The following is a 19,191-nucleotide window of genomic DNA, read 5'->3' on the forward strand; positions in this document are numbered from 1 at the left end:
CCCCGTTCGTCACGGCGGCCCGGGCGGTGCCCGTCAGGCCAGCGGGCCGGTGACCCGCTCCACGGCCGCGACGAGCTTCCCCTCCCGTACGAAGGCGTCCGCGGCCTCCAGGTCGGGGGCGAGGAAACGGTCCGGCCCGGGGCCCTGGACGCCGGCCGCGCGCAGCGCGTCGATGGCGGCGCGGGAGGCGGGGGCCGGGGCGAGGCCGTCGCGCAGCTCGATGGCGCGGGTCGCGGCGTACAGCTCGACGGCGATGATCCGGTTGAGGTTGCCGACGGCGGTGCGCAGCTTGCGGGCGGCCGACCAGCCCATGGAGACGTGGTCCTCCTGCATCGCGGAGGACGGGATGGAGTCGGCGGAGGCCGGGACGGCGAGCCGCTTCAGCTCGCTGACCAGGGCCGCCTGCGTGTACTGGGCGATCATCAGGCCGGAGTCGACACCGGCGTCGTCGGCCAGGAACGGCGGCAGGCCGTGGCTGCGGTTCTTGTCCAGCAGCCGGTCGGTGCGCCGCTCGGCGATCGAGCCGAGGTCGGCGGCGGCGATGGCGAGGAAGTCCAGGACGTACGCGACGGGCGCGCCGTGGAAGTTGCCGTTGGACTCGACGCGCCCGTCGGGCAGGACGACCGGGTTGTCGACGGCGGAGGCGAGCTCGCGCTCGGCGACGAGGCGGGCGTGCGCCATGGTGTCGCGGCCGGCGCCGGCGACCTGCGGGGCGCAGCGCACGGAGTAGGCGTCCTGGACGCGCGGGGCCTCGTCCTCCTGGAAGTGGCCGGTCAGGCCGGAGTCGCGGAGGACGGCGAGCATGTTCGCGGCGGCGGCGCCCTGCCCGGGGTGCGGGCGGATGGCGTGCAGCTCGGGCGCGAGGACCTTGTCCGTCCCGAGCAGCGCCTCCAGCGACAGGGCGGCGGTGATGTCGGCGGACTTGTAGAGCGTGTCGAGGTCGTCGAGGGCCATGATCAGCATGCCGAGCATGCCGTCGGTGCCGTTGAGGAGGGCGAGCCCCTCCTTCTCGCGCAGCTCGACCGGTTCGATGCCGTGGGCGGCGAGCAGCTCCCCGGCGGGGCGGACCACACCGTCGGGGCCCTCGGCGTCGCCCTCGCCCATGAGCGTGAGGGCGCAGTGGCTGAGCGGCGCGAGGTCGCCGGAGCAGCCGAGCGAGCCGTACTCGTGGACGACCGGGGTGATGCCGGCGTTCAGCACGTCCGCCATGGTCTGCGCGACCTGGGGCCGGACGCCGGTGTGCCCGGAGCAGACGGTCTTGAGCCGCAGGAACATCAGGGCCCGCACGACCTCGCGCTCGACGGGCGCGCCCATGCCGGCGGCGTGCGACCGCACGATGTTGCGCTGCAGCTGGGCGCGCAGCTCCCGGCTGATGTGCCGGGTGGCAAGGGCTCCGAAGCCGGTCGACACGCCGTACACCGGTTCGGGCTTGGCGGCCAGGGCGTCGACGATCTCCCGGGCCTTGGCGAGGGCGGCGAGCGCGTCCTGCGACAACTCGACGCGGGCGTTGCCGCGGGCCACGGCGATGACGTCCTGTGCGGTGGTGCCGGACGTCCCCACCACGACTGTGTGCATATCCATATTCAGCAGCGTACGGACTGAATCCCAACGTGTCACTACCCTGCTTCCCCGGCGCCCCTTACGTTCCTCCGGGCTCACCGCCCCGCCCCGCCGGACCCTCCGGCTCACCGGCCGGCCCGGACCGCCCGGCCCCGGACCGCCCGGACTCCGGGCCGTCGCCGTCGCCCGGCCGCGCGGGCCCGGCGGGCGCCGCAGGCTCGGGCAGCGGACCGGGCTCCGGGAGGAGCACCGGGTCCGGCCGGGCGTCACGGAAGCGGCGGCGGTCGCGGGTCGCGGCGGGCGGGTGGTCCGCCAGCGCGATCACCGTGCCGTCGCGGCCCGCCACCACCGGTTTCGGGGAGCGCGCCGCCTTCGCGCGGTACTGCGCCGCGTCCGCGAGCCGGAACAGCCGCCGGGCCGAGGGGACGGGGCCGATCGGGTCGCCCGTCGACGCCACGCCGCACGCCACGCCCTCACCGAGCTCCAGCTCCCCGGCCCGGACGCACAGCTCCTCCGCGGCCGCGACCACCTCGTCCGCCTCCGGGCCCACCGAGACCAGGCAGAACTCGTCACCGCCGAGGCGCGCCGCCAGCGCGCCCGGCAGCATCGCCCCGCAGTACGACAGCACCGAGCCGAACCGCTCCAGCAGCCGGTCGCCCACCGCGTGGCCGTGCGTGTCGTTGACCCGCTTGAGGCCGTTCAGGTCGCAGACCACCAGGGAGACCACGGAGCCGTCCAGCAGGAAGCGCTCCACCGCCTCGTCCAGCCGCATGTCGACCGCCCGCCGGTTCGCCAGACCCGTCAGCGGGTCCGTGAAGGCCAGCTTGCGGACCTCCTCCAGCCGCTCGGTCTGCGCGATCCCGGCCGCCACGACGGACGCCAGCACGGTGGCGAACTTGGCGTCGTCCCGGCCGAAGACCGGCGCACCGGCCGGCCGGGCCACGTACAGCTCGCCCCAGGCCCGCCCGTGCAGCACGATCGGGGCGACCACGCAGCAGCCGCGCCCCCGCCGCCGCAGGGCGGCCACCCGCTGCTGGCAGTAGCCGTGCGCCCCGGGGCCCGGCCCCTCCGCGGTCTCCACCCAGGCGTGGGGCTCCCCGCCGCCGGCCCACTGCTCGTGCAGGAACTCGGTGATCTCGGAGAACTGGTGCACCGGGTAGGTCTCCGCGTCGGGGAACTCCTCCTCCCCGGCGTCCCGCTCCCCCGCGTTCACCAGCACCCTCAGCCGGCCCAGGTCGCGCTCCCACGTGGAGAGCGCGGCGAACGTGCCACCGAGCGCGTCCCGCGCGCCCAGCGCCGCCGCCCGCCACGACTCGCGCGGAGTGTGCGCCGCCGCCATCGACTGCGCCAGCGCCACTACAGCGCGTAGCCGGACATCCTCACCCATTCCTCAAGCTTAGGGACGCCCCGGAACTTTTCACTTGGCGGGCCCGCTCACGCATCGTCCGCGAACCCCGCCGCCCGGTTCCGCCTCCCGGCCGTCCGGGATGCGCCACCCGGCCGCGCGAACCGTCACCGGGCCGCGGGGGAGCGTCCCCCGCGGCCGTCCGCGAGCCCGTCACTCCCCCGGCCACTGCGGCGTGCGCTTCTCGTTGAAGGCCGCCACGCCCTCCGCCCGGTCGCCCGAGAAGGCCACCGACCGCCACGCCGCGTCCTCGACCTCCAGGCCCGCCCGCAGGTCCAGCCCCTGGCCCAGGCGCATGGCGCGCTTGGCGGCCCGCAGCCCGACCGGCGAGTTGGCGGCGATGCGCGCGGCCAGCTCCAGCGCACCCGTACGGGCGTCGTCGACGATCCCGTCGACCAGCCCCCACCGCTCGGCCTCCTGCGCCCGCAGGCGCTCCGCCGTGTAGACCAGCTGCGCCGCCCGCGCCGCCCCGACCCGGCGCGGCAGGAGCTGCGTACCCCCGCCGCCCGGGATCACGCCCACCGACACCTCGGGCAGTCCGATGACCGCCGTCGAGTCGGCCAGGATGATGTCGCACGCGAGCGCCAGCTCGTACCCGCCGCCCAGCGCGAAGCCGTGCACCGCAGCGACGGCGGGCATCGGCAGCTCCAGCACGCCGGTGTAGGCGCCGCGCGCCACGGGGCGCTGGCGCACCAGCTCGGCGTCCGTGAAGGAGTTGCGCTCCTTGAGGTCGGCGCCGACGCAGAACGCCTTGTCGTTGGAGGAGGTCAGCACGGTCACGCGCACGGAGGGATCGGCCCCCAGCGCGGCGCACGCGGCGCCGATCGAGCGGGCCATCTCCGTGGAGACGGCGTTCATGGCCTTGGGCCGGTCGAGCACCAGCTCCGCCACGTGCTCATGACGGCGTACGGCGACGAATTCTCCGAAGCGCTGCTCCGACATACCTCAGACCCTCCCGGTTAACGAGCGTTAGCGACCGCTATCCGGGGATCTTAGGCTCCCGCCGCGTCAGCAGCCAGGGCTCGATCACCCCGAGCCCGCGCACCGGCCGCTGCCACATCGGCTGGAGCGCGAAGCGGTACGACGGCGGAGCCTCGCCCTCCTTCTCCGCGCGGGCGATCTCCTCCGCCACCTGGGCCTCGGACACCGGCGCCTCCCCCGTGCGCGACAGCTCCTGGGCGAGCGCGCCGTCCACGAGGACCGCGTCCTTCGGCGCTATCGAGGTGAGCCGGCTCGCCAGGTTCACCGTCGTACCGAACACGTCGCCCATCCGGGTCGTCACCGTCCCGAAGGCGATGCCGACGCGCAGCGCGGGCATGGTCTCGTCGTGCGCCAGGGTCTCGATGAGCCGCAGCGCGATCTCCGCCGCCGTGCCGGCGTCGTCCGCCGCGTAGAGGACCTCGTCACCCAGCGTCTTGATCAGCCGCCCGCCGTGCGCGGCGACCAGGTCCGCACAGGTCGTCTCGAACGCCTCGACGAGCTCGCCGAGCTCCTCCTCCTCCAGCCGCCGGGTCAGCCGGGTGAAGCCGACCAGGTCCGCGAAGCCGACCGCGAGACGCCGGTCGACCATCTCCTCGTCGTCGGCGGCCTGCACCACGCGCCCGGTCGCGGCGGCGAGCTGCCGCCGCCACACGTACACCAGGAACTCCTGGAGCTCCGGCAGCAACAGCTCCACCAGGGGATACGTCACTTCGGTCCGGGTCATGCCGGGCTCGGGCGGCTCGGTGAGTCCCTCCAGGAACGAGTCGATCTGCCACTCCGCGAGCCTCGCCGTGGTCTGGCCGGTGGAGCGCGCCACCTGCACCGCCATCGGCTCGCTCAGCAGCCCCGCCTCCACCAGACCGGCCAGCCGGCGCAGCGCCAGTACGTCGGCCTCCGTGAGCGCCTTGGCCTGGCCGATGTCGGCGAAACCCATGGCCCGCCAGAAGCGGGAGGCGAGGTCCATGGAGACGCCGGCCGTGCGGGCGGCCTGGAACGGCGTGTAGCGCCGGTCGGCGCCCAGGATCAGTTGCTCCAGACGGATGGCGAGGGGGTCGTCGGTCGGCTCCGCCGTGTGGTCCACGACGTGGTGGGGGGTCGGGTAGTCGGCGCCGCCGCCCCCCGGTCCCGCCTCGCGGGACCCGCCGGACGCATGGCCCGGCTCCTGGGAGTCGCCCGGCCCGCCCGGCCCGGAGTCACCGGAGCCCGACCCGCTGGATCCGGACCCGCGCGAATTCGCGTCGTCGACGGTCACCGGCCGCCTCCTGCCCGTTCCCTGCGCACTGCCCTGCCGATCTGTCGCTGGATCGCCTCAACGATACGGCAGGTGTGCCCTGGCTCACGTCCTCGTACGACAGCGCGTTCAGTCCGCCGGGCGCAGATGGACGATGTCGCCGGCGCCGACCGCCTCCCGTCCGCCTCCGTTCGCGCGGGCGACGACCAGCCGCCCCCCGCCGTCGATCGCGACGGCCTCGCCGGTCAGCGTGCGGTCGCCGGGCAGCTCGGCCCGGACGCTGCGTCCGAGGGTCGCGCAGCCCGCGGCGTACGCCTCCTGCAGTCCGCTGGCGGCCGGGTCCCCCTCGGCCGCCGTCCACCTGCGGTACCACTGCTCCAGCGAGCGCAGGACCGCGCGCAGCAGCGGGTCCCGGTCGGTGGAGACGGCGTTCGCCAGGGCGAGCGACCCGGCGGTCGGCACGGGCAGTTCGTCGGCGCGCAGCGTGACGTTGAGCCCGAGGCCGACGACGATGCCGTCGTCCCCGGCGCGCTCGGCGAGGATGCCGCCGGTCTTGCGTTCCTCCTTGCCCTGGGGCCCGGGAACTTTCACCAGCAGGTCGTTGGGCCATTTCAGCGACATGTCGACGCCGGCCGCGCGGGCCAGCCCGGTGGCGGCGGCGACCCCGGTCAGCAGCGGCAGCCACGCCAGGCGCTCCGCGGGCACCCGCGGCTTGAGCAGCACGGAGAAGAAGAGGCCGGAGCGGGCGGGCGCGGACCAGGTGCGGTCGAGGCGGCCGCGGCCCGCGGTCTGCTCCTCGGCGACGAGCACGGCCCCCTCGGTCAGCGCCCCCGCCCGGGCCGCCAGGTCGGAGTTGGTGGAGCCGGTGGCGGCCACGACGTCCAGGGAGGTCCACAGGCCGCCGGGCAGGACGAGCGCGCGGCGCAGCGCGGCGGCGTTCAGGGGAGGCCGTTCGAGATCCGACCAACGGTTTCCGGAACGCGGAGAGGGGCCGTGCAATGGACCATGTGTGGGCGTCATGCAAGCCAGCGTAGGTGTGGCAAACACCGCACTGCCGAACGGTATCCGCGCCGATACGCTACGGGTCAGTAGCCAACGAACCCGTGACCAGGCAGGGAGCCGCATCCCGATGTCCGAGCCGGCAGAGCGCCAAGAGTCCCAGCCCCAGATCGACATCCACACCACCGCGGGGAAGCTCGCGGACCTGCAGCGCCGTATCCACGAGGCGACGCACGCCGGCTCCGAGCGCGCCGTCGAGAAGCAGCACGCCAAGGGCAAGCTGACCGCCCGCGAACGCATCGAGCTCCTCCTGGACGAGGGCTCGTTCGTGGAGCTCGACGAGTTCGCCCGGCACCGCTCCACCAACTTCGGGCTGGAGAAGAACCGACCGTACGGAGACGGTGTCGTCACCGGATACGGAACCGTCGACGGACGGCCGGTGGCGGTCTTCTCCCAGGACTTCACGGTGTTCGGCGGGGCCCTCGGCGAGGTCTTCGGCCAGAAGATCGTCAAGGTGATGGACTTCGCGCTGAAGACCGGCTGCCCGGTCGTCGGCATCAACGACTCCGGTGGCGCCCGCATCCAGGAGGGCGTCATGGCCCTCGGCATGTACGGCGAGATCTTCCGCCGCAACACCCACGCCTCGGGCGTCATCCCGCAGATCAGCCTGGTGGTCGGTCCGTGTGCCGGCGGGGCCGTCTACTCCCCCGCCATCACGGACTTCACGGTGATGGTCGACCAGACCTCGCACATGTTCATCACCGGCCCCGACGTCATCAAGACGGTGACGGGCGAGGACGTCGGCTTCGAGGAGCTGGGCGGCGCGCGCACCCACAACACCACCTCGGGCGTCGCGCACCACATGGCCGGCGACGAGAAGGACGCCATCGAGTACGTCAAGTCGCTGCTCGCCTACCTCCCGTCGAACAACCTGTCCGAGCCGCCCGCCTTCCCGGAGGAGGCGGACCTGGAGCTGTCGGACGAGGACCGGGAGCTCGACACCCTCATCCCGGACAGCGCGAACCAGCCGTACGACATGCACACCGTCATCGAGCACGTGCTGGACGACGGTGAATTCCTGGAGACGCAGGGGATGTTCGCGCCGAACATCCTCACCGGCTTCGGGCGGGTCGAGGGCTACCCGGTCGGCGTCGTCGCCAACCAGCCCATGCAGTTCGCCGGGTGCCTCGACATCGACGCGAGCGAGAAGGCCGCGCGGTTCGTGCGCACCTGCGACGCGTTCAACATCCCGGTGCTGACCTTCGTCGACGTGCCGGGCTTCCTGCCGGGCGTCGGCCAGGAGCACGAAGGCATCATCCGGCGCGGCGCCAAGCTGATCTACGCGTACGCCGAGGCGACGGTCCCGCTGATCACCGTCATCACGCGGAAGGCGTTCGGCGGCGCGTACGACGTCATGGGCTCCAAGCACCTGGGCGCCGACCTGAACCTGGCGTGGCCGACGGCGCAGATCGCGGTGATGGGCGCGCAGGGCGCGGTGAACATCCTGCACCGCCGCACGATCGCCGAGGCGGAGGATGTCGAGGCGACGCGGGCGCGGCTGATCCAGGAGTACGAGGACGCCCTGCTCAACCCGTACACGGCGGCCGAGCGCGGCTACATCGACGCGGTGGTCATGCCGTCCCAGACGCGCTCGCACCTGGTGCGGGGCCTGCGTCAGCTGCGTACGAAGCGGGAAAACCTCCCTCCGAAGAAGCACGGCAACATCCCCCTCTAAGGAGCCCCCATGATCAAGGTTCTGCGGGGCAATCCCACCCCGGAGGAGCTGGCCGCCGCCCTGGCGGTGGTCCAGGCGCGCGCCGCCGCGACCGCCTCGGCGGCCTCCGGCGGCGCGGAGAGCGTCCCCGAGGGCTGGTCGGACCCGTCCAGGATCGCCCGTACCCGGGGCCCGCACCCCGGCCCGCGGTCGTGGACGCGCTCCTACTGGCCCCTCTAGGACACGGCGCGACACCCGGCGTTCGGCCGGTACCGGCACTGGCACCGGCACCGGGACCGGCACCGGGACCGGCACGACGGCCTCCACCGACGGGTGGGGGCCGTCGTCGCCCCGCCCGCGGGCTCCGCATCCCGCCGCGGGCGAATAGTCCGACGGCACCGGGGCGCCTGAGTACGGATACTCAGGCGGGCACGGCTTTCCGGCCTCAGGATCGAAGCCATGCTGTGGTCCGACCCGGAGAACGAACCCCCACAAGAGATGCGGGACATGCAGGCGATGCTGCGCCGCGCGGGGATCCTGCTGGCCCTGGCGATGGTGCTGGCCATGTTCGTCGCGGGCCTGCACTGACGGCCGGCGCCCCGGCCCGACCGCCACGACCTGCGCCGCCCGGTCGGCCTTCCGTACGATGACGCCCATGACTGATCAGCGCCGCCGCCTCGTCCTCGCGTCCGCGTCCCCCGCCCGCCTCGGTCTGCTGCGGCAGGCCGGACTCGCCCCCGAGGTGATCGTCAGCGGCATCGACGAGTCCAAGGTCACCGCTCCGACCCCGGCCGAGCTGGCCCTCGCCCTCGCCGAGGCCAAGGCCGCCCACGTCGCCGCCCGCCCGGAGGTCTCCGGCGCGCTGGTCATCGGCTGCGACTCGGTCCTGGAGCTCGACAAGCAGGCCCTCGGCAAGCCCGCCGACGCGGAGGAGGCCACGGCACGCTGGAAGGCGATGCGCGGGCGGGTGGGCGTCCTCCAGACCGGCCACTGCGTGTACGACACGGCCGCCAAGCGCTACGCGTCGGCCACCGCCTCCACCCTGGTCCGGTTCGGCGAGCCGACGGACGAGGAGATCGCCGCGTACGTGGCCAGCGGGGAGCCCCTCCACGTGGCGGGCGCCTTCACCCTCGACGGCCGCTCGGCCCCCTTCATCGACGGCATCGACGGCGACCCGGGCAACGTCATCGGCCTGTCCCTCCCCCTGCTGCGCAAGCTGCTGGGGCAGCTGGGCATCGGGATCACCGCCTTGTGGGCGTGACTTCCCCGGTTCGCCGGATTCCTCGGCCCGCCCGCCACTACGGTTTCCCGCACGGAGGGTGACCCTGCTCGACACGTGCTACGCGGTGCGGGCGCCGGGGACATCGCCGTCCTGGCCGCCGAGCTCGCCCGTACCCAGCGCGGGGCGGCCGGGCGCTGGGTGCTGGCGTCGGCGCGTGGGGAGGAGCGGGCCTACGAGAACGCCTTCGTGGACGCCCTCGCCGAGGCGCTGGCCCGGCCGCGCGCCGGGGCGCACCAGGAGTACCTGGGCGTCCGGTCGGCGCGCATCCGGGACCTTGCCCTCGACCGGCCGGTGGACGTGATCGAGTTCCCGCTCCCGGTGGACGCCCTCGCCGCCCACGGCAGCGACATCGTCGTCGGCATGCGCAACGACATCGTGGTCCTCGGCCGGATGGCTACGCCGCCGCCTCCCCCGCGCTCCCCGGCGCCACCGCCTCCGGCGCGTACAGCACCAGCGACGCCACCAGCAGCCCCAGCATGGCCATCATGAACGCGAAGGCGGCCCAGCCCACCAGGCCGACCGCCAGGGCGCCGAGGACGCCGTGGGTGATGGCGCAGGAGATGAGCAGGATGCGCACCGCGCGGCCGGGCGAGCGGTCCCGGAAGCACAGGACGAGCAGCAGGACGCCGCACAGGGCCAGGAACGCGCCCAGGACGCCGCCCATCGCCCAGGTGCCGGCGATCATGGCGTCGGGGTCCAGGTCGGCCAGGGACATCCGCTGGTTGCCGAGGACCTCGGTCAGCACCGCGTGGACCGCGACGACGCCCACCGCCTCGATGAGCAGCGCGATCCCCGCCGCCAGGGCTATCGGTCTGCGGGTCACCACGGGTACCCCCTGACTGTTACCAGCAGTACGGACGACGACGCGAAGGCTACTGACTGGTAAACCTTTGGACAAGGGTCCTGACACCGCCGCAAAGAATCATTCGCCCATTCGTAGGGACTCCACAAAGAAACGGGATACCGCGCTGACCCGCCGGACAGAGACCTTGACCACACCCCGGGGTTACTGTGCCGTGAAGAAGCCCTGCGTAACGTGGTGCGACAAGGGGTTTCCCGCCTCGGTACCGCCTCGGATCACGCTCCGTGTGGGCAAGCTCACTAGTGGGGACGGGTCGAAAGGCCGTGTCGGCAGTCCCTAAACTCAGCTTGTTTCAAGGAGGGAGCCATCGTGCGCAAGGTGCTCATCGCCAACCGTGGCGAAATCGCTGTCCGTGTCGCCCGTGCCTGCCGGGACGCCGGGATCGCGAGCGTAGCCGTCTACGCCGATCCGGACCGGGACGCCCTGCACGTCCGTGCGGCCGACGAGGCGTTCGCCCTGGGCGGTGACACTCCGGCCGCCAGTTATCTGGACATGGCCAAGGTGCTCCAGGCCGCGGCCGACTCCGGCGCGGACGCCATCCACCCCGGTTACGGGTTCCTCTCCGAGAACGCGGAGTTCGCGCAGGCGGTGATCGACGCCGGGCTGACCTGGATCGGTCCGCCGCCGCAGGCGATCCGCGATCTGGGGGACAAGGTCGCCGCCCGGCACATCGCCCAGCGGGCGGGTGCACCGCTGGTCGCGGGCACCCCCGACCCGGTGTCGGGCGCCGACGAGGTCGTCGCCTTCGCCGAGGAGCACGGGCTGCCGATCGCCATCAAGGCCGCTTTCGGCGGTGGCGGGCGCGGCCTGAAGGTCGCCCGCACGCTGGAGGAAGTGCCGGAGCTGTACGACTCGGCCGTCCGCGAGGCCGTCGCCGCCTTCGGCCGCGGCGAGTGCTTCGTCGAGCGCTACCTCGACAAGCCGCGCCACGTCGAGACCCAGTGCCTCGCCGACCAGCACGGCAACGTCGTGGTCGTGTCGACGCGTGACTGCTCGCTCCAGCGCCGCCACCAGAAGCTGGTGGAGGAGGCCCCCGCGCCGTTCCTGAGCGACGAGCAGAACGCCGAGCTGTACCGCGCCTCCAAGGCGATCCTCAAGGAGGCCGGTTACGTCGGCGCCGGTACCGTCGAGTTCCTGGTCGGCATGGACGGGACCATCTCCTTCCTGGAGGTCAACACCCGCCTCCAGGTCGAGCACCCGGTCACCGAAGAGGTCAGCGGCATCGACCTGGTCCGCGAGATGTTCCGCATCGCCGACGGCGAGGAGCTGGGCTACGACGACCCGCCGCTGCGCGGCCACTCCTTCGAGTTCCGCATCAACGGCGAGGACCCGGGCCGCAACTTCCTGCCGGCCCCCGGCACGGTGACCACCTTCGCGCCGCCGTCGGGTCCGGGCGTGCGCCTGGACGCGGGCGTGGAGTCCGGCAGCGTCATCGGCCCGGCGTGGGACTCGCTGCTCGCCAAGCTGATCGTCACCGGTGCCACCCGCGAGCAGGCGCTCCAGCGCGCGGCGCGGGCGCTGGAGGAGTTCCAGGTCGAGGGCATGGCCACGGCCATCCCCTTCCACCGCAAGGTCGTCACCGACCCCGCGTTCGCCCCGGCCGAGGGCCCGTTCACGGTCCACACCCGCTGGATCGAGACCGAGTTCGTCAACGACATCAAGCCCTTCGCCGCGCCCGCGGGTGGCGAGGCCGAGGAGGAGCCGGGCCGCGAGACGGTCGTCGTCGAGGTCGGCGGCAAGCGTCTGGAGGTCTCCCTGCCCTCTTCGCTCGGCATGAGCCTGGCCCGCACGGGCCTGGCCGCCGGTGCCAAGCCCAAGCGCCGCGCCGCGAAGAAGTCCGCCTCCGCCGCCTCGGGCGACACCCTCGCCTCCCCGATGCAGGGCACGATCGTCAAGGTCGCCGTGGAGGAGGGCCAGGAGGTCAAGGAGGGCGACCTCATCGTGGTCCTGGAGGCCATGAAGATGGAGCAGCCGCTCAACGCGCACCGCGCGGGCACCGTCAAGGGCCTGTCCGCCGAGGTCGGCGCCTCGGTGACCTCCGGCGCCGCCATCTGCGAGATCAAGGACTGACCCGGCGGGTCAGCAGCGCCACCGGCAGGGGGCCTGCCCGGAATCTCTCCGGGCAGGCCCCCTGCTGTCGCAATGGCATGCTGGAGGCACGAGGAGGAGCCAGGGAGGACGGCGCCATGACGACGAGCACGGCAGCGGGCGCTGCGGTGCGGCCCATGCGGGCCGACGCGCGCCGCAACTACGAGCGTCTGCTGGCCGAGGCCCGCTCCGCCTTCGCCGAGCACGGCACCGACGCGGCGCTGGAGGACATCGCGCGGCGCGCGGGGGTGGGGATCGGCACTCTGTACCGGCACTTCCCGAACCGGCACGCGCTGATGAGCGCGGTCTTCCAGGAGGCGCTGGCCGCGCTGCTGGAGCGGTCGCGGCAGCTCGCCGACGCGGACAGGCCGTGCGAGGCGCTCGTGGAGTGGCTGCGCGCCATCGTCACGCACGCGGGCGAGTACCGGGGCCTGGCGAGGGCGCTCATGTCGGCGTCGCACGACCGGAGTTCGGCCTTGTCGGCGTGCAACGTACCGCTGCGGGAGGCGGGCGCCCGGCTGCTGGAGCGGGCGGTGAGCAGCGGTGCCGTGCGGGGCGGGGTCTCGATCGACGACCTGATGCAGCTGACGAACGCGATCGCCCTGGCGGCCGAGCAGTCGCAGGACGATCCCGAGTTGGCCGACCGCCTGCTGATGCTGACCCTGCGCGGTCTGAAGGCCTGAGCCCTTGCCGTCTTGGCCCCTTGCGGGCCTGACCCCTTGCGGGCCTGGACCTTGCCGGCCTGCCCCCTTGCGGGCCTGAGCCTTGCCGGTCCGACTTGCCTTGCCTGTGTGACGCGGGCCCGGCCCACGGCACGTCGCCCGGTCACACCCCGGTCCCGGTCACACCCCGGTCCCGGTCACGCCCGGGTCCGCCCCAGATCCCGGCCCCGTCCTGGTCACGCCCCGGTCCCGGTCACACCCCGGTCCCGTACCGGCCGCGTCAGCGGCGGCGCAGGTCCGCCACGCGGGCGCCGCGCTCCGGAGCCCGGTCCTCCGCCGCCAGGGACGCCGCCGCGGCCGAGCGCAGGGTGCCGCCGGGGTGCCGGGCGCCGCCGCGCTGGCCGGGGAGCGGAACGTCACGGCGGTGCTGGCGGCCCGGTGGGGCGCCCTCGGTGCCGGAGGGCCCGGCGCCGGCGACCGTGATCTGGACGCCCTGGTCGGCGAGGGCCTGGAGCTCCGTGGCGGCCCGCTCGTCATGGGCGGGCGGCTCGTCGGTGACCAGCCGGGTGATCACGTCCGTCGGCACGGTCTGGAACATGGTGTCCGTGCCGAGCTTGGTGTGGTCGGCGAGCACCACGACCTCCGCGGCCGCCTGGACCAGTGCCCGGTCCACGCTCGCCGAGAGCATGTTGGACGTGGACAGGCCCCGCTCGGCGGTCAGCCCGCTCCCGGACAGGAACGCCCGCGAGACCCGGAGCCCCTGGAGGGACTGCTCCGCCCCGCTGCCCACCAGTGCGTAGTTGGAGCCGCGCAGGGTGCCGCCGGTCATGACGACCTCGACACGGTTGGCGTGCGCCAGCGCCTGGGCCACCAGCAGCGAGTTGGTCACGACGGTCAGCCCGGGGACGCGGGCGAGCCGGCGGGCCAGCTCCTGGGTGGTCGTCCCGGCGCCGACGACGATCGCCTCGCCCTCTTCGACGAGAGCCGCGGCCACATCGGCGATGGCCGTCTTCTCCGCGGTCGCGAGATGGGATTTCTGCGGGAAGCCGGACTCTCGCGTAAAACCGCCCGGCAGTACCGCACCGCCGTGCCGGCGGTCGAGGAGTCCTTCCGCCTCCAGGGCCCGCACGTCTCGCCGTACGGTCACTTCGGAGGTCTGGACGACGCGGGCGAGCTCCCGGAGCGATACCGCTCCGTTGGCGCGCACCATTTCGAGGATCAACTGACGACGTTCTGCAGCGAACACGAAACTGACAGTAACCCCAGCCGCGGCATGTTTGCAGCAGTATGCGCCCATTACGAGAAGTTGCGAACAGACGGGACCGCCAAGTGGTATGGGCGGCCCCGTCCGTGTACGTACTACGACCGGCCGATGTCCCGACTTGCCGGGGGTTGCCGGGTGTTGTCCTTGTACCGGGCCGCCCTAGACCTCGGCCGACGTCTTCCGGGTGTGCAACTGCCGTGCCACCTCGGCGATCGAGCCCGACAGCGACGGGTACACCGTGAAAGCGTTTGCGATCTGTTCGACGGTCAGATTGTTGTCGACCGCGATCGAGATCGGGTGGATCAGTTCGCTGGCCCGCGGCGAGACGACCACGCCGCCGACCACGATGCCGGTGCCCGGACGGCAGAAGATCTTGACGAAGCCGTCCCGGATGCCCTGCATCTTGGCGCGCGGGTTGCGCAGCAGCGGCAGCTTGACCACCCGGGCGTCGATCTTGCCGGCGTCGACGTCGGCCTGCGTGTAGCCGACCGTCGCGATCTCCGGGTCGGTGAACACGTTGGACGACACGGTCTTCAGGTTCAGCGGCGTGACCGCGTCGCCGAGGAAGTGGTACATCGCGATGCGGCCCTGCATGGCGGCGACCGAGGCGAGGGCGAAGACGCCGGTGACGTCACCGGCCGCGTACACGCCGGGCGCCGAGGTGCGGGAGACCTTGTCGGTCCAGATGTGGCCGGAGTCCTTGAGCCGTACGCCGGCCTCCTCCAGCCCCATCCCCTCGGTGTTCGGGATGGCACCGACGGCCATCAGGCAGTGCGTGCCGGAGATGACCCGCCCGTCGGCGAGGGTGACCTCGACCCGGTCGCCGACCCGCTTGGCGGACTGGGCCCGGGAGCGGGCCATGACGTTCATGCCGCGGCGCCGGAAGACGTCCTCCAGGACGGCCGCCGCGTCGGGGTCCTCGCCGGGCAGCACCCGGTCGCGGGACGAGACGAGCGTGACCCGGGAGCCGAGCGCCTGGTAGGCGCCGGCGAACTCGGCGCCCGTGACACCGGAACCGACCACGATGAGCTCCTCGGGGAGCTCGTCCAGGTCGTACACCTGCGTCCAGTTGAGGATGCGCTCGCCGTCCGGCAGGGCGTCGGGGATCTCGCGCGGGTGGCCGCCGGTCGCGATCAGGACGGCGTCGGCGGTGAGCGTCTCCTCCGTGCCGTCGGCGGCGGTGACGATCACCTGGCGGGAGCCGTCCAGGGCCTGGCGGCCGTCGAGCCGGCCCCGGCCGCGCAGCACGCGCGCGCCCGCCCGCGTGACGGACGCGGTGATGTCGTGCGACTGGGCGAGGGCGAGCCGCTTGACGCGCCGGTTGACCTTGCCGAGGTCGACGCCGACGATCCTGGCCGCCTGGTCGATGTGCGGAGTGTCGTCCGCGACGATGATGCCGAGCTCCTCGTGGGAGGAGTCGAAGGTGGTCATCACCTCGGCCGTGGCGATGAGGGTCTTCGAGGGTACGCAGTCGGTCAGGACGGATGCTCCGCCGAGGCCGTCGGTGTCGACGACGGTCACCTCCGCGCCGAGCTGGGCGGCCACCAGGGCCGCCTCGTATCCGCCGGGTCCGCCACCGATGATCACGATCCGGGTCACAGGGGTTACGCCTCGCGCTCTCGTCACGGCAGGGATGCAAGTACGTACCCCATTGTCCCGCACGGTCCGGCGTGCTTCCCGCCGGGTCCCCTCCCCGGGGAACAGCACCCGCACCGGCCGCTCCCGTACCCTCGGACCCATGTCGCTCTACGCCGCGTACGCCGGCAACCTCGACGCGCGGCTGATGACGCGCCGCGCACCGCACTCCCCGCTGCGCAGCACGGGCTGGCTCAACGGCTGGCGGCTGACGTTCGGCGGCGAGCAGATGGGCTGGGAGGGGGCGCTGGCCACGATCGTGGAGGCGCCGCGCTCGCAGGTCTTCGTCGCGCTGTACGACATCGCTCCGCTGGACGAGGACTCCATGGACCGCTGGGAGGGTGTCGGCCTGGACATCTACCGGCGCATGCGCGTGCGCGTGCACACGCTGGACGGCGAGGAGCCGGCCTGGGTGTACGTGCTCAACGGCTACGAGGGCGGGCTGCCGTCCGCGCGCTACCTGGGGGAGATCGCGGACGCGGCGGAGTCGGCGGGCGCGCCGCACGACTATGTGATGGAGCTGCGCAAGCGCCCCTGCTAGCGGGCGTCCGCGGCTTTCGTCGGAAACGACAAGGCAACGATCGCGGCTCCGTGGGCATCGTCATCTACGCGCGTAGGCAATCTCGGGCTAGGCTCTTGTGCGTACTGCATTTCTCCGGGGCCGGCCCCCGGACCCCCGGGTCCTCAGCGAGCGGTCCGGGGCGACTGTTACTTCGCGAGGCGAGAGACTCTGTGAACGCAACTGCCACCCCGGACCACCTCCAGGGCGACCCCTACGCCGCCGCCGCCGACGCCGCCGCGCGCCTGCGCGCGCTGACCGGCGCCGAGACCCACGACGTCGCCCTCGTGATGGGCTCCGGCTGGGCGCCGGCCGTGGACGCGCTCGGCGCTCCCGAGGCCGAGTTCCCGGTCACGGAGCTCCCGGGCTTCCCGCCGCCGGCGGTCGAGGGCCACGGCGGCCGCATCCGCTCGTACCGGATCGGTGCCAAGCGGGCGCTGGTCTTCCTGGGCCGCACCCACTTCTACGAGGGACGCGGCGTCGCCGCCGTGGCCCACGGCGTGCGCACCGCGGTGGCCGCCGGCTGCAAGACCGTCGTGCTGACCAACGGCTGCGGCGGCCTGCGCGAGGGCATGCGCCCCGGCCAGCCGGTCCTGATCAGCGACCACATCAACCTCACGGCCACCTCCCCGATCGTGGGCGCCAACTTCGTCGACCTGACCGACCTGTACTCGCCGCGGCTGCGCGCGCTGTGCAAGGAGGTCGACGAGACGCTGGAGGAGGGCGTGTACGTCCAGTTCCCCGGCCCGCACTACGAGACCCCGGCCGAGATCAACATGGTCCGCGTGATGGGCGGCGACCTGGTCGGCATGTCCACGGTCCTGGAGGCCATCGCGGCCCGCGAGGCGGGCGCCGAGGTCCTCGGCATCTCCCTGGTCACCAACCTGGCCGCGGGCCTGTCGGGCGAACCGCTGAACCACGAGGAGGTCCTCCAGGCGGGCCGCGACTCCGCCGCCCGCATGGGTGAGCTCCTCACCCGGGTCCTGGACCGCATCTAGCGAGGTGTCCGCGCGGCCGCACCGCCCGGCGGGGGCGGACCGCGCGGACACGACCCGGCCACCGGCCCCGCCCGCACGCACGTTCCGTGCGCGGCGGGCCTCGCCGGGCCCGGCCCCGGAGCCCTCGCCGGCCCCGGGGCCGCGCCGTGCCGCGGGCACCGCGGCAGGGCGCAGGCGCGCGCCCCGGGCGGCCATCCGGACCCACGGGCCGGCGGCCGCGCAGGCGGCGCGGGGTACCCGTAGCGCAGACACATCCCGTACGACATCCAGAGAGGCAGACCACCGTGCAGCAGAACCTCATCGCGCAGGCGGAGGCGTGGCTGGCCGAGGACCCGGACAGCGAGACCCGCGACGAGCTGGCCAAGCTCATCGAGGCGCGGGACCTCGACGCGCTCGCGGACCGGTTCGGCGGCACGCTCCAGTTCGGGACGGCCGGGCTGCGCGGGGAGCTCGGCGCCGGGCCCATGCGGATGAACCGGGCCGTGGTCATCCGGGCCGCCGCCGGGCTGGCCGCGTACCTGAAGGCGCAGGGCCACACCGGTGGCCTGGTCGTCATCGGCTACGACGCCCGCTACAAGTCCGCCGACTTCGCACGGGACACCGCGGCCGTGATGACCGGCGCCGGGCTGCGCGCGGCGGTCCTGCCCCGCCCGCTGCCGACGCCCGTCCTCGCGTACGCCATAAGGCACCTGGGCGCGGTCGCCGGTGTCGAGGTGACCGCCAGCCACAACCCGCCCCGGGACAACGGCTACAAGGTGTACCTGGGCGACGGCTCCCAGATCGTGCCGCCCGCCGACGCGGAGATCGCCGCCGAGATCGCCGGGGTCGCGAGCCTGCACGACGTGCCCCGGCCGGACAGCGGCTGGGAAACGCTCGGGGACGAGGTCCTGCGGGCCTACCTGGAGCGTACGGACGCCGTGCTGACCCCCGGCTCCCCGCGCACCGCGAACGTCGTCTACACGGCCATGCACGGCGTCGGCAAGGACGTGGTCCTGGCGGCCTGGGAGCGGGCCGGCTTCCCGGCGCCCGTGCTGGTCGAGGAGCAGGCCGAGCCGGACCCGGCGTTCCCGACCGTCGCCTTCCCCAATCCGGAGGAACCGGGCGCGATGGACCTGGCCTTCGCCCGGGCGCGGGAGACCGCGCCGGACATCGTGATCGCCAACGACCCCGACGCCGACCGCTGCGCCGTCGCCGTCCCGCACGACGGCGACTGGCGGATGCTGCGCGGCGACGAGGTCGGCGCGCTGCTCGCCGAGCACCTGGTGCGCAAGGGCGTCACCGGTGCCTTCGCCGAGTCGATCGTGTCGTCGTCCCTGCTGGGCCGGATCGCGGAGGCGGCCGGGCTGCGCCACGAGGAGACCCTGACGGGCTTCAAGTGGATCGCCCGCGTCGAGGGCCTGGCCTACGGCTACGAGGAGGCGCTCGGCTACTGCGTCGACCCCGAAGGTGTGCGCGACAAGGACGGCATCACGGCGGCGCTGCTCGTCGCCGAGCTGGCCTCGGTGCTCAAGGAGGAGGGCCGGACGCTGTCCGACCTGCTGGACGACCTGGCCGTCGCGCACGGCCTGCACGCCACGGACCAGCTGTCCGTCCGGGTGGAGGACCTGGGCGTCATCGCGAACGCCATGCGCCGGCTGCGCGAGCAGCCGCCGGCCGCGCTCGCGGGGCTGACGGTGACGTCCGCCGAGGACCTGACGCGGGGCAGCGGCGCGCTCCCGCCCACCGACGGTCTGCGGTACCACCTGGACGGCGCCTTCAAGGCCCGTGTCATCGTCCGCCCGAGCGGCACCGAGCCGAAGCTGAAGTGCTACCTGGAGGTCGTCGTGCCGGTCGCCGACGCGAGCGGGCTCGCCGCCGCGCGCGCCGAGGCCGACGGCGTGCTCGGGGCGATCAAGCGGGACCTGGCGGCCGCCGCCGGGATCTGACGGCCCGGCCCCCTCGGCCCTGCCCT

18 protein-coding genes are annotated in these 19,191 nt (G+C 73.5%); 10 read left to right on the top strand and 8 right to left on the bottom strand.

Features of this window, described 5'->3' with window-relative positions; translation table 11 throughout:
* Positions 1 to 33 precede the first annotated feature (33 nt).
* The 5 genes from hutH to IH00_RS0101365 all read right to left on the bottom strand — a co-directional run bounded on the left by hutH (position 34) and on the right by IH00_RS0101365 (position 6,197).
* Entirely contained in the window at positions 34 to 1,575 is a 1,542-nt protein-coding gene (gene hutH / locus IH00_RS0101345; RefSeq protein ID WP_031068611.1) for a histidine ammonia-lyase, read from the bottom strand.
* A 64-nt stretch (positions 1,576 to 1,639) separates the two neighbouring features.
* Complete coding sequence (locus IH00_RS0101350) at positions 1,640 to 2,947, bottom strand: GGDEF domain-containing protein (RefSeq protein ID WP_078887490.1); 1,308 nt, start codon at positions 2,945 to 2,947, stop codon at positions 1,640 to 1,642.
* Positions 2,948 to 3,118: 171 nt separating this feature from the next.
* Entirely contained in the window at positions 3,119 to 3,907 is a 789-nt protein-coding gene (locus IH00_RS0101355; protein WP_031068614.1) for an enoyl-CoA hydratase/isomerase family protein, read from the bottom strand.
* A 37-nt stretch (positions 3,908 to 3,944) separates the two neighbouring features.
* Entirely contained in the window at positions 3,945 to 5,198 is a 1,254-nt protein-coding gene (locus IH00_RS0101360) for an adenylate/guanylate cyclase domain-containing protein (RefSeq protein ID WP_031068617.1), read from the bottom strand.
* A 108-nt stretch (positions 5,199 to 5,306) separates the two neighbouring features.
* On the bottom strand, positions 5,307 to 6,197 hold the full coding sequence (locus IH00_RS0101365; protein WP_031068620.1) for a biotin--[acetyl-CoA-carboxylase] ligase: 891 nt from the start codon (positions 6,195 to 6,197) through the stop codon (positions 5,307 to 5,309).
* Between the two features lie 109 nt (positions 6,198 to 6,306).
* Here IH00_RS0101365 and IH00_RS0101370 point away from each other — a divergent pair, with 109 nt between their 5' ends.
* The 5 genes from IH00_RS0101370 to IH00_RS42515 all read left to right on the top strand — a co-directional run bounded on the left by IH00_RS0101370 (position 6,307) and on the right by IH00_RS42515 (position 9,661).
* Positions 6,307 to 7,911 (top strand): acyl-CoA carboxylase subunit beta, encoded by a 1,605-nt coding sequence (locus IH00_RS0101370; protein ID WP_031068621.1) that lies wholly within the window; start codon positions 6,307 to 6,309, stop codon positions 7,909 to 7,911.
* A gap of 9 nt (positions 7,912 to 7,920) precedes the next feature.
* On the top strand, positions 7,921 to 8,130 hold the full coding sequence (locus IH00_RS0101375) for an acyl-CoA carboxylase epsilon subunit (protein WP_031068623.1): 210 nt from the start codon (positions 7,921 to 7,923) through the stop codon (positions 8,128 to 8,130).
* A gap of 219 nt (positions 8,131 to 8,349) precedes the next feature.
* Entirely contained in the window at positions 8,350 to 8,478 is a 129-nt protein-coding gene (gene mmpB, locus IH00_RS44950; protein ID WP_267882533.1) for a morphogenic membrane protein MmpB, read from the top strand.
* A gap of 67 nt (positions 8,479 to 8,545) precedes the next feature.
* Positions 8,546 to 9,151: a Maf family protein gene (locus IH00_RS0101385; RefSeq protein WP_031068625.1), complete on the top strand. Its 606-nt coding sequence runs from the start codon at positions 8,546 to 8,548 to the stop codon at positions 9,149 to 9,151.
* A gap of 75 nt (positions 9,152 to 9,226) precedes the next feature.
* A complete protein-coding gene (locus IH00_RS42515; RefSeq protein WP_158827600.1) occupies positions 9,227 to 9,661 on the top strand; it encodes a hypothetical protein in 435 nt (144 codons plus the stop codon).
* Here the strand turns inward: IH00_RS42515 and IH00_RS41555 are convergent.
* Complete coding sequence (locus IH00_RS41555; protein ID WP_324615765.1) at positions 9,567 to 9,998, bottom strand: hypothetical protein; 432 nt, start codon at positions 9,996 to 9,998, stop codon at positions 9,567 to 9,569. The two genes, IH00_RS42515 and IH00_RS41555, sit on opposite strands and share 95 nt — an antisense overlap.
* Before the next feature lie 345 nt (positions 9,999 to 10,343).
* Between IH00_RS41555 and IH00_RS0101400 the strand changes: the two genes are divergently transcribed.
* Entirely contained in the window at positions 10,344 to 12,104 is a 1,761-nt protein-coding gene (locus IH00_RS0101400; protein ID WP_031068630.1) for an acetyl/propionyl/methylcrotonyl-CoA carboxylase subunit alpha, read from the top strand.
* A 116-nt stretch (positions 12,105 to 12,220) separates the two neighbouring features.
* Positions 12,221 to 12,805 (top strand): TetR/AcrR family transcriptional regulator, encoded by a 585-nt coding sequence (locus IH00_RS0101405; protein WP_031068632.1) that lies wholly within the window; start codon positions 12,221 to 12,223, stop codon positions 12,803 to 12,805.
* Between the two features lie 259 nt (positions 12,806 to 13,064).
* Here IH00_RS0101405 and IH00_RS0101410 read toward each other — a convergent pair whose 3' ends face one another.
* Positions 13,065 to 13,994, bottom strand: coding sequence for a DeoR/GlpR family DNA-binding transcription regulator (locus IH00_RS0101410; RefSeq protein ID WP_031068634.1), 930 nt, complete (start codon positions 13,992 to 13,994; stop codon positions 13,065 to 13,067).
* Positions 13,995 to 14,207: 213 nt separating this feature from the next.
* Positions 14,208 to 15,788 carry an NAD(P)H-quinone dehydrogenase gene (locus IH00_RS0101415; protein WP_391813059.1) on the bottom strand — a complete coding sequence of 527 codons (1,581 nt, stop codon included), beginning with the start codon at positions 15,786 to 15,788 and terminating at the stop codon, positions 14,208 to 14,210.
* On the opposite strand from IH00_RS0101415, the gene IH00_RS0101420 reads away from it, so the two are divergent.
* The 3 genes from IH00_RS0101420 to IH00_RS0101430 all read left to right on the top strand — a co-directional run bounded on the left by IH00_RS0101420 (position 15,787) and on the right by IH00_RS0101430 (position 19,165).
* Positions 15,787 to 16,224 carry a gamma-glutamylcyclotransferase family protein gene (locus IH00_RS0101420; protein ID WP_031068638.1) on the top strand — a complete coding sequence of 146 codons (438 nt, stop codon included), beginning with the start codon at positions 15,787 to 15,789 and terminating at the stop codon, positions 16,222 to 16,224. The genes IH00_RS0101415 and IH00_RS0101420 overlap by 2 nt on opposite strands.
* Before the next feature lie 191 nt (positions 16,225 to 16,415).
* Complete coding sequence (locus tag IH00_RS0101425; RefSeq protein ID WP_031068641.1) at positions 16,416 to 17,240, top strand: purine-nucleoside phosphorylase; 825 nt, start codon at positions 16,416 to 16,418, stop codon at positions 17,238 to 17,240.
* A 284-nt stretch (positions 17,241 to 17,524) separates the two neighbouring features.
* Complete coding sequence (locus IH00_RS0101430; RefSeq protein WP_031068642.1) at positions 17,525 to 19,165, top strand: phospho-sugar mutase; 1,641 nt, start codon at positions 17,525 to 17,527, stop codon at positions 19,163 to 19,165.
* Positions 19,166 to 19,191: the final 26 nt, after the last annotated feature.

This window comes from Streptomyces sp. NRRL S-118 (genome assembly GCF_000716335.1).
Classification (GTDB): Bacteria; Actinomycetota; Actinomycetes; order Streptomycetales; family Streptomycetaceae; genus Streptomyces.

Bases quoted from the DNA above. Each gene is read 5' to 3' on its own strand.
- hutH (WP_031068611.1), bottom strand. From the start codon at position 1,575: ATGCACACAGTCGTGGTGGGGACGTCCGGCACCACCGCACAGGACGTC.
- IH00_RS0101350 (WP_078887490.1), bottom strand. From the start codon at position 2,947: ATGGGTGAGGATGTCCGGCTACGCGCTGTAGTGGCGCTGGCGCAGTCG.
- IH00_RS0101355 (WP_031068614.1), bottom strand. From the start codon at position 3,907: ATGTCGGAGCAGCGCTTCGGAGAATTCGTCGCCGTACGCCGTCATGAG.
- IH00_RS0101365 (WP_031068620.1), bottom strand. From the start codon at position 6,197: ATGACGCCCACACATGGTCCATTGCACGGCCCCTCTCCGCGTTCCGGA.
- IH00_RS0101370 (WP_031068621.1), top strand. From the start codon at position 6,307: ATGTCCGAGCCGGCAGAGCGCCAAGAGTCCCAGCCCCAGATCGACATC.
- IH00_RS0101375 (WP_031068623.1), top strand. From the start codon at position 7,921: ATGATCAAGGTTCTGCGGGGCAATCCCACCCCGGAGGAGCTGGCCGCC.
- mmpB (WP_267882533.1), top strand. From the start codon at position 8,350: ATGCTGTGGTCCGACCCGGAGAACGAACCCCCACAAGAGATGCGGGAC.
- IH00_RS0101385 (WP_031068625.1), top strand. From the start codon at position 8,546: ATGACTGATCAGCGCCGCCGCCTCGTCCTCGCGTCCGCGTCCCCCGCC.
- IH00_RS0101405 (WP_031068632.1), top strand. From the start codon at position 12,221: ATGACGACGAGCACGGCAGCGGGCGCTGCGGTGCGGCCCATGCGGGCC.
- IH00_RS0101410 (WP_031068634.1), bottom strand. From the start codon at position 13,994: ATGGTGCGCGCCAACGGAGCGGTATCGCTCCGGGAGCTCGCCCGCGTC.
- IH00_RS0101420 (WP_031068638.1), top strand. From the start codon at position 15,787: ATGTCGCTCTACGCCGCGTACGCCGGCAACCTCGACGCGCGGCTGATG.
- IH00_RS0101415 (WP_391813059.1), bottom strand. From the start codon at position 15,788: ATGGGTCCGAGGGTACGGGAGCGGCCGGTGCGGGTGCTGTTCCCCGGG.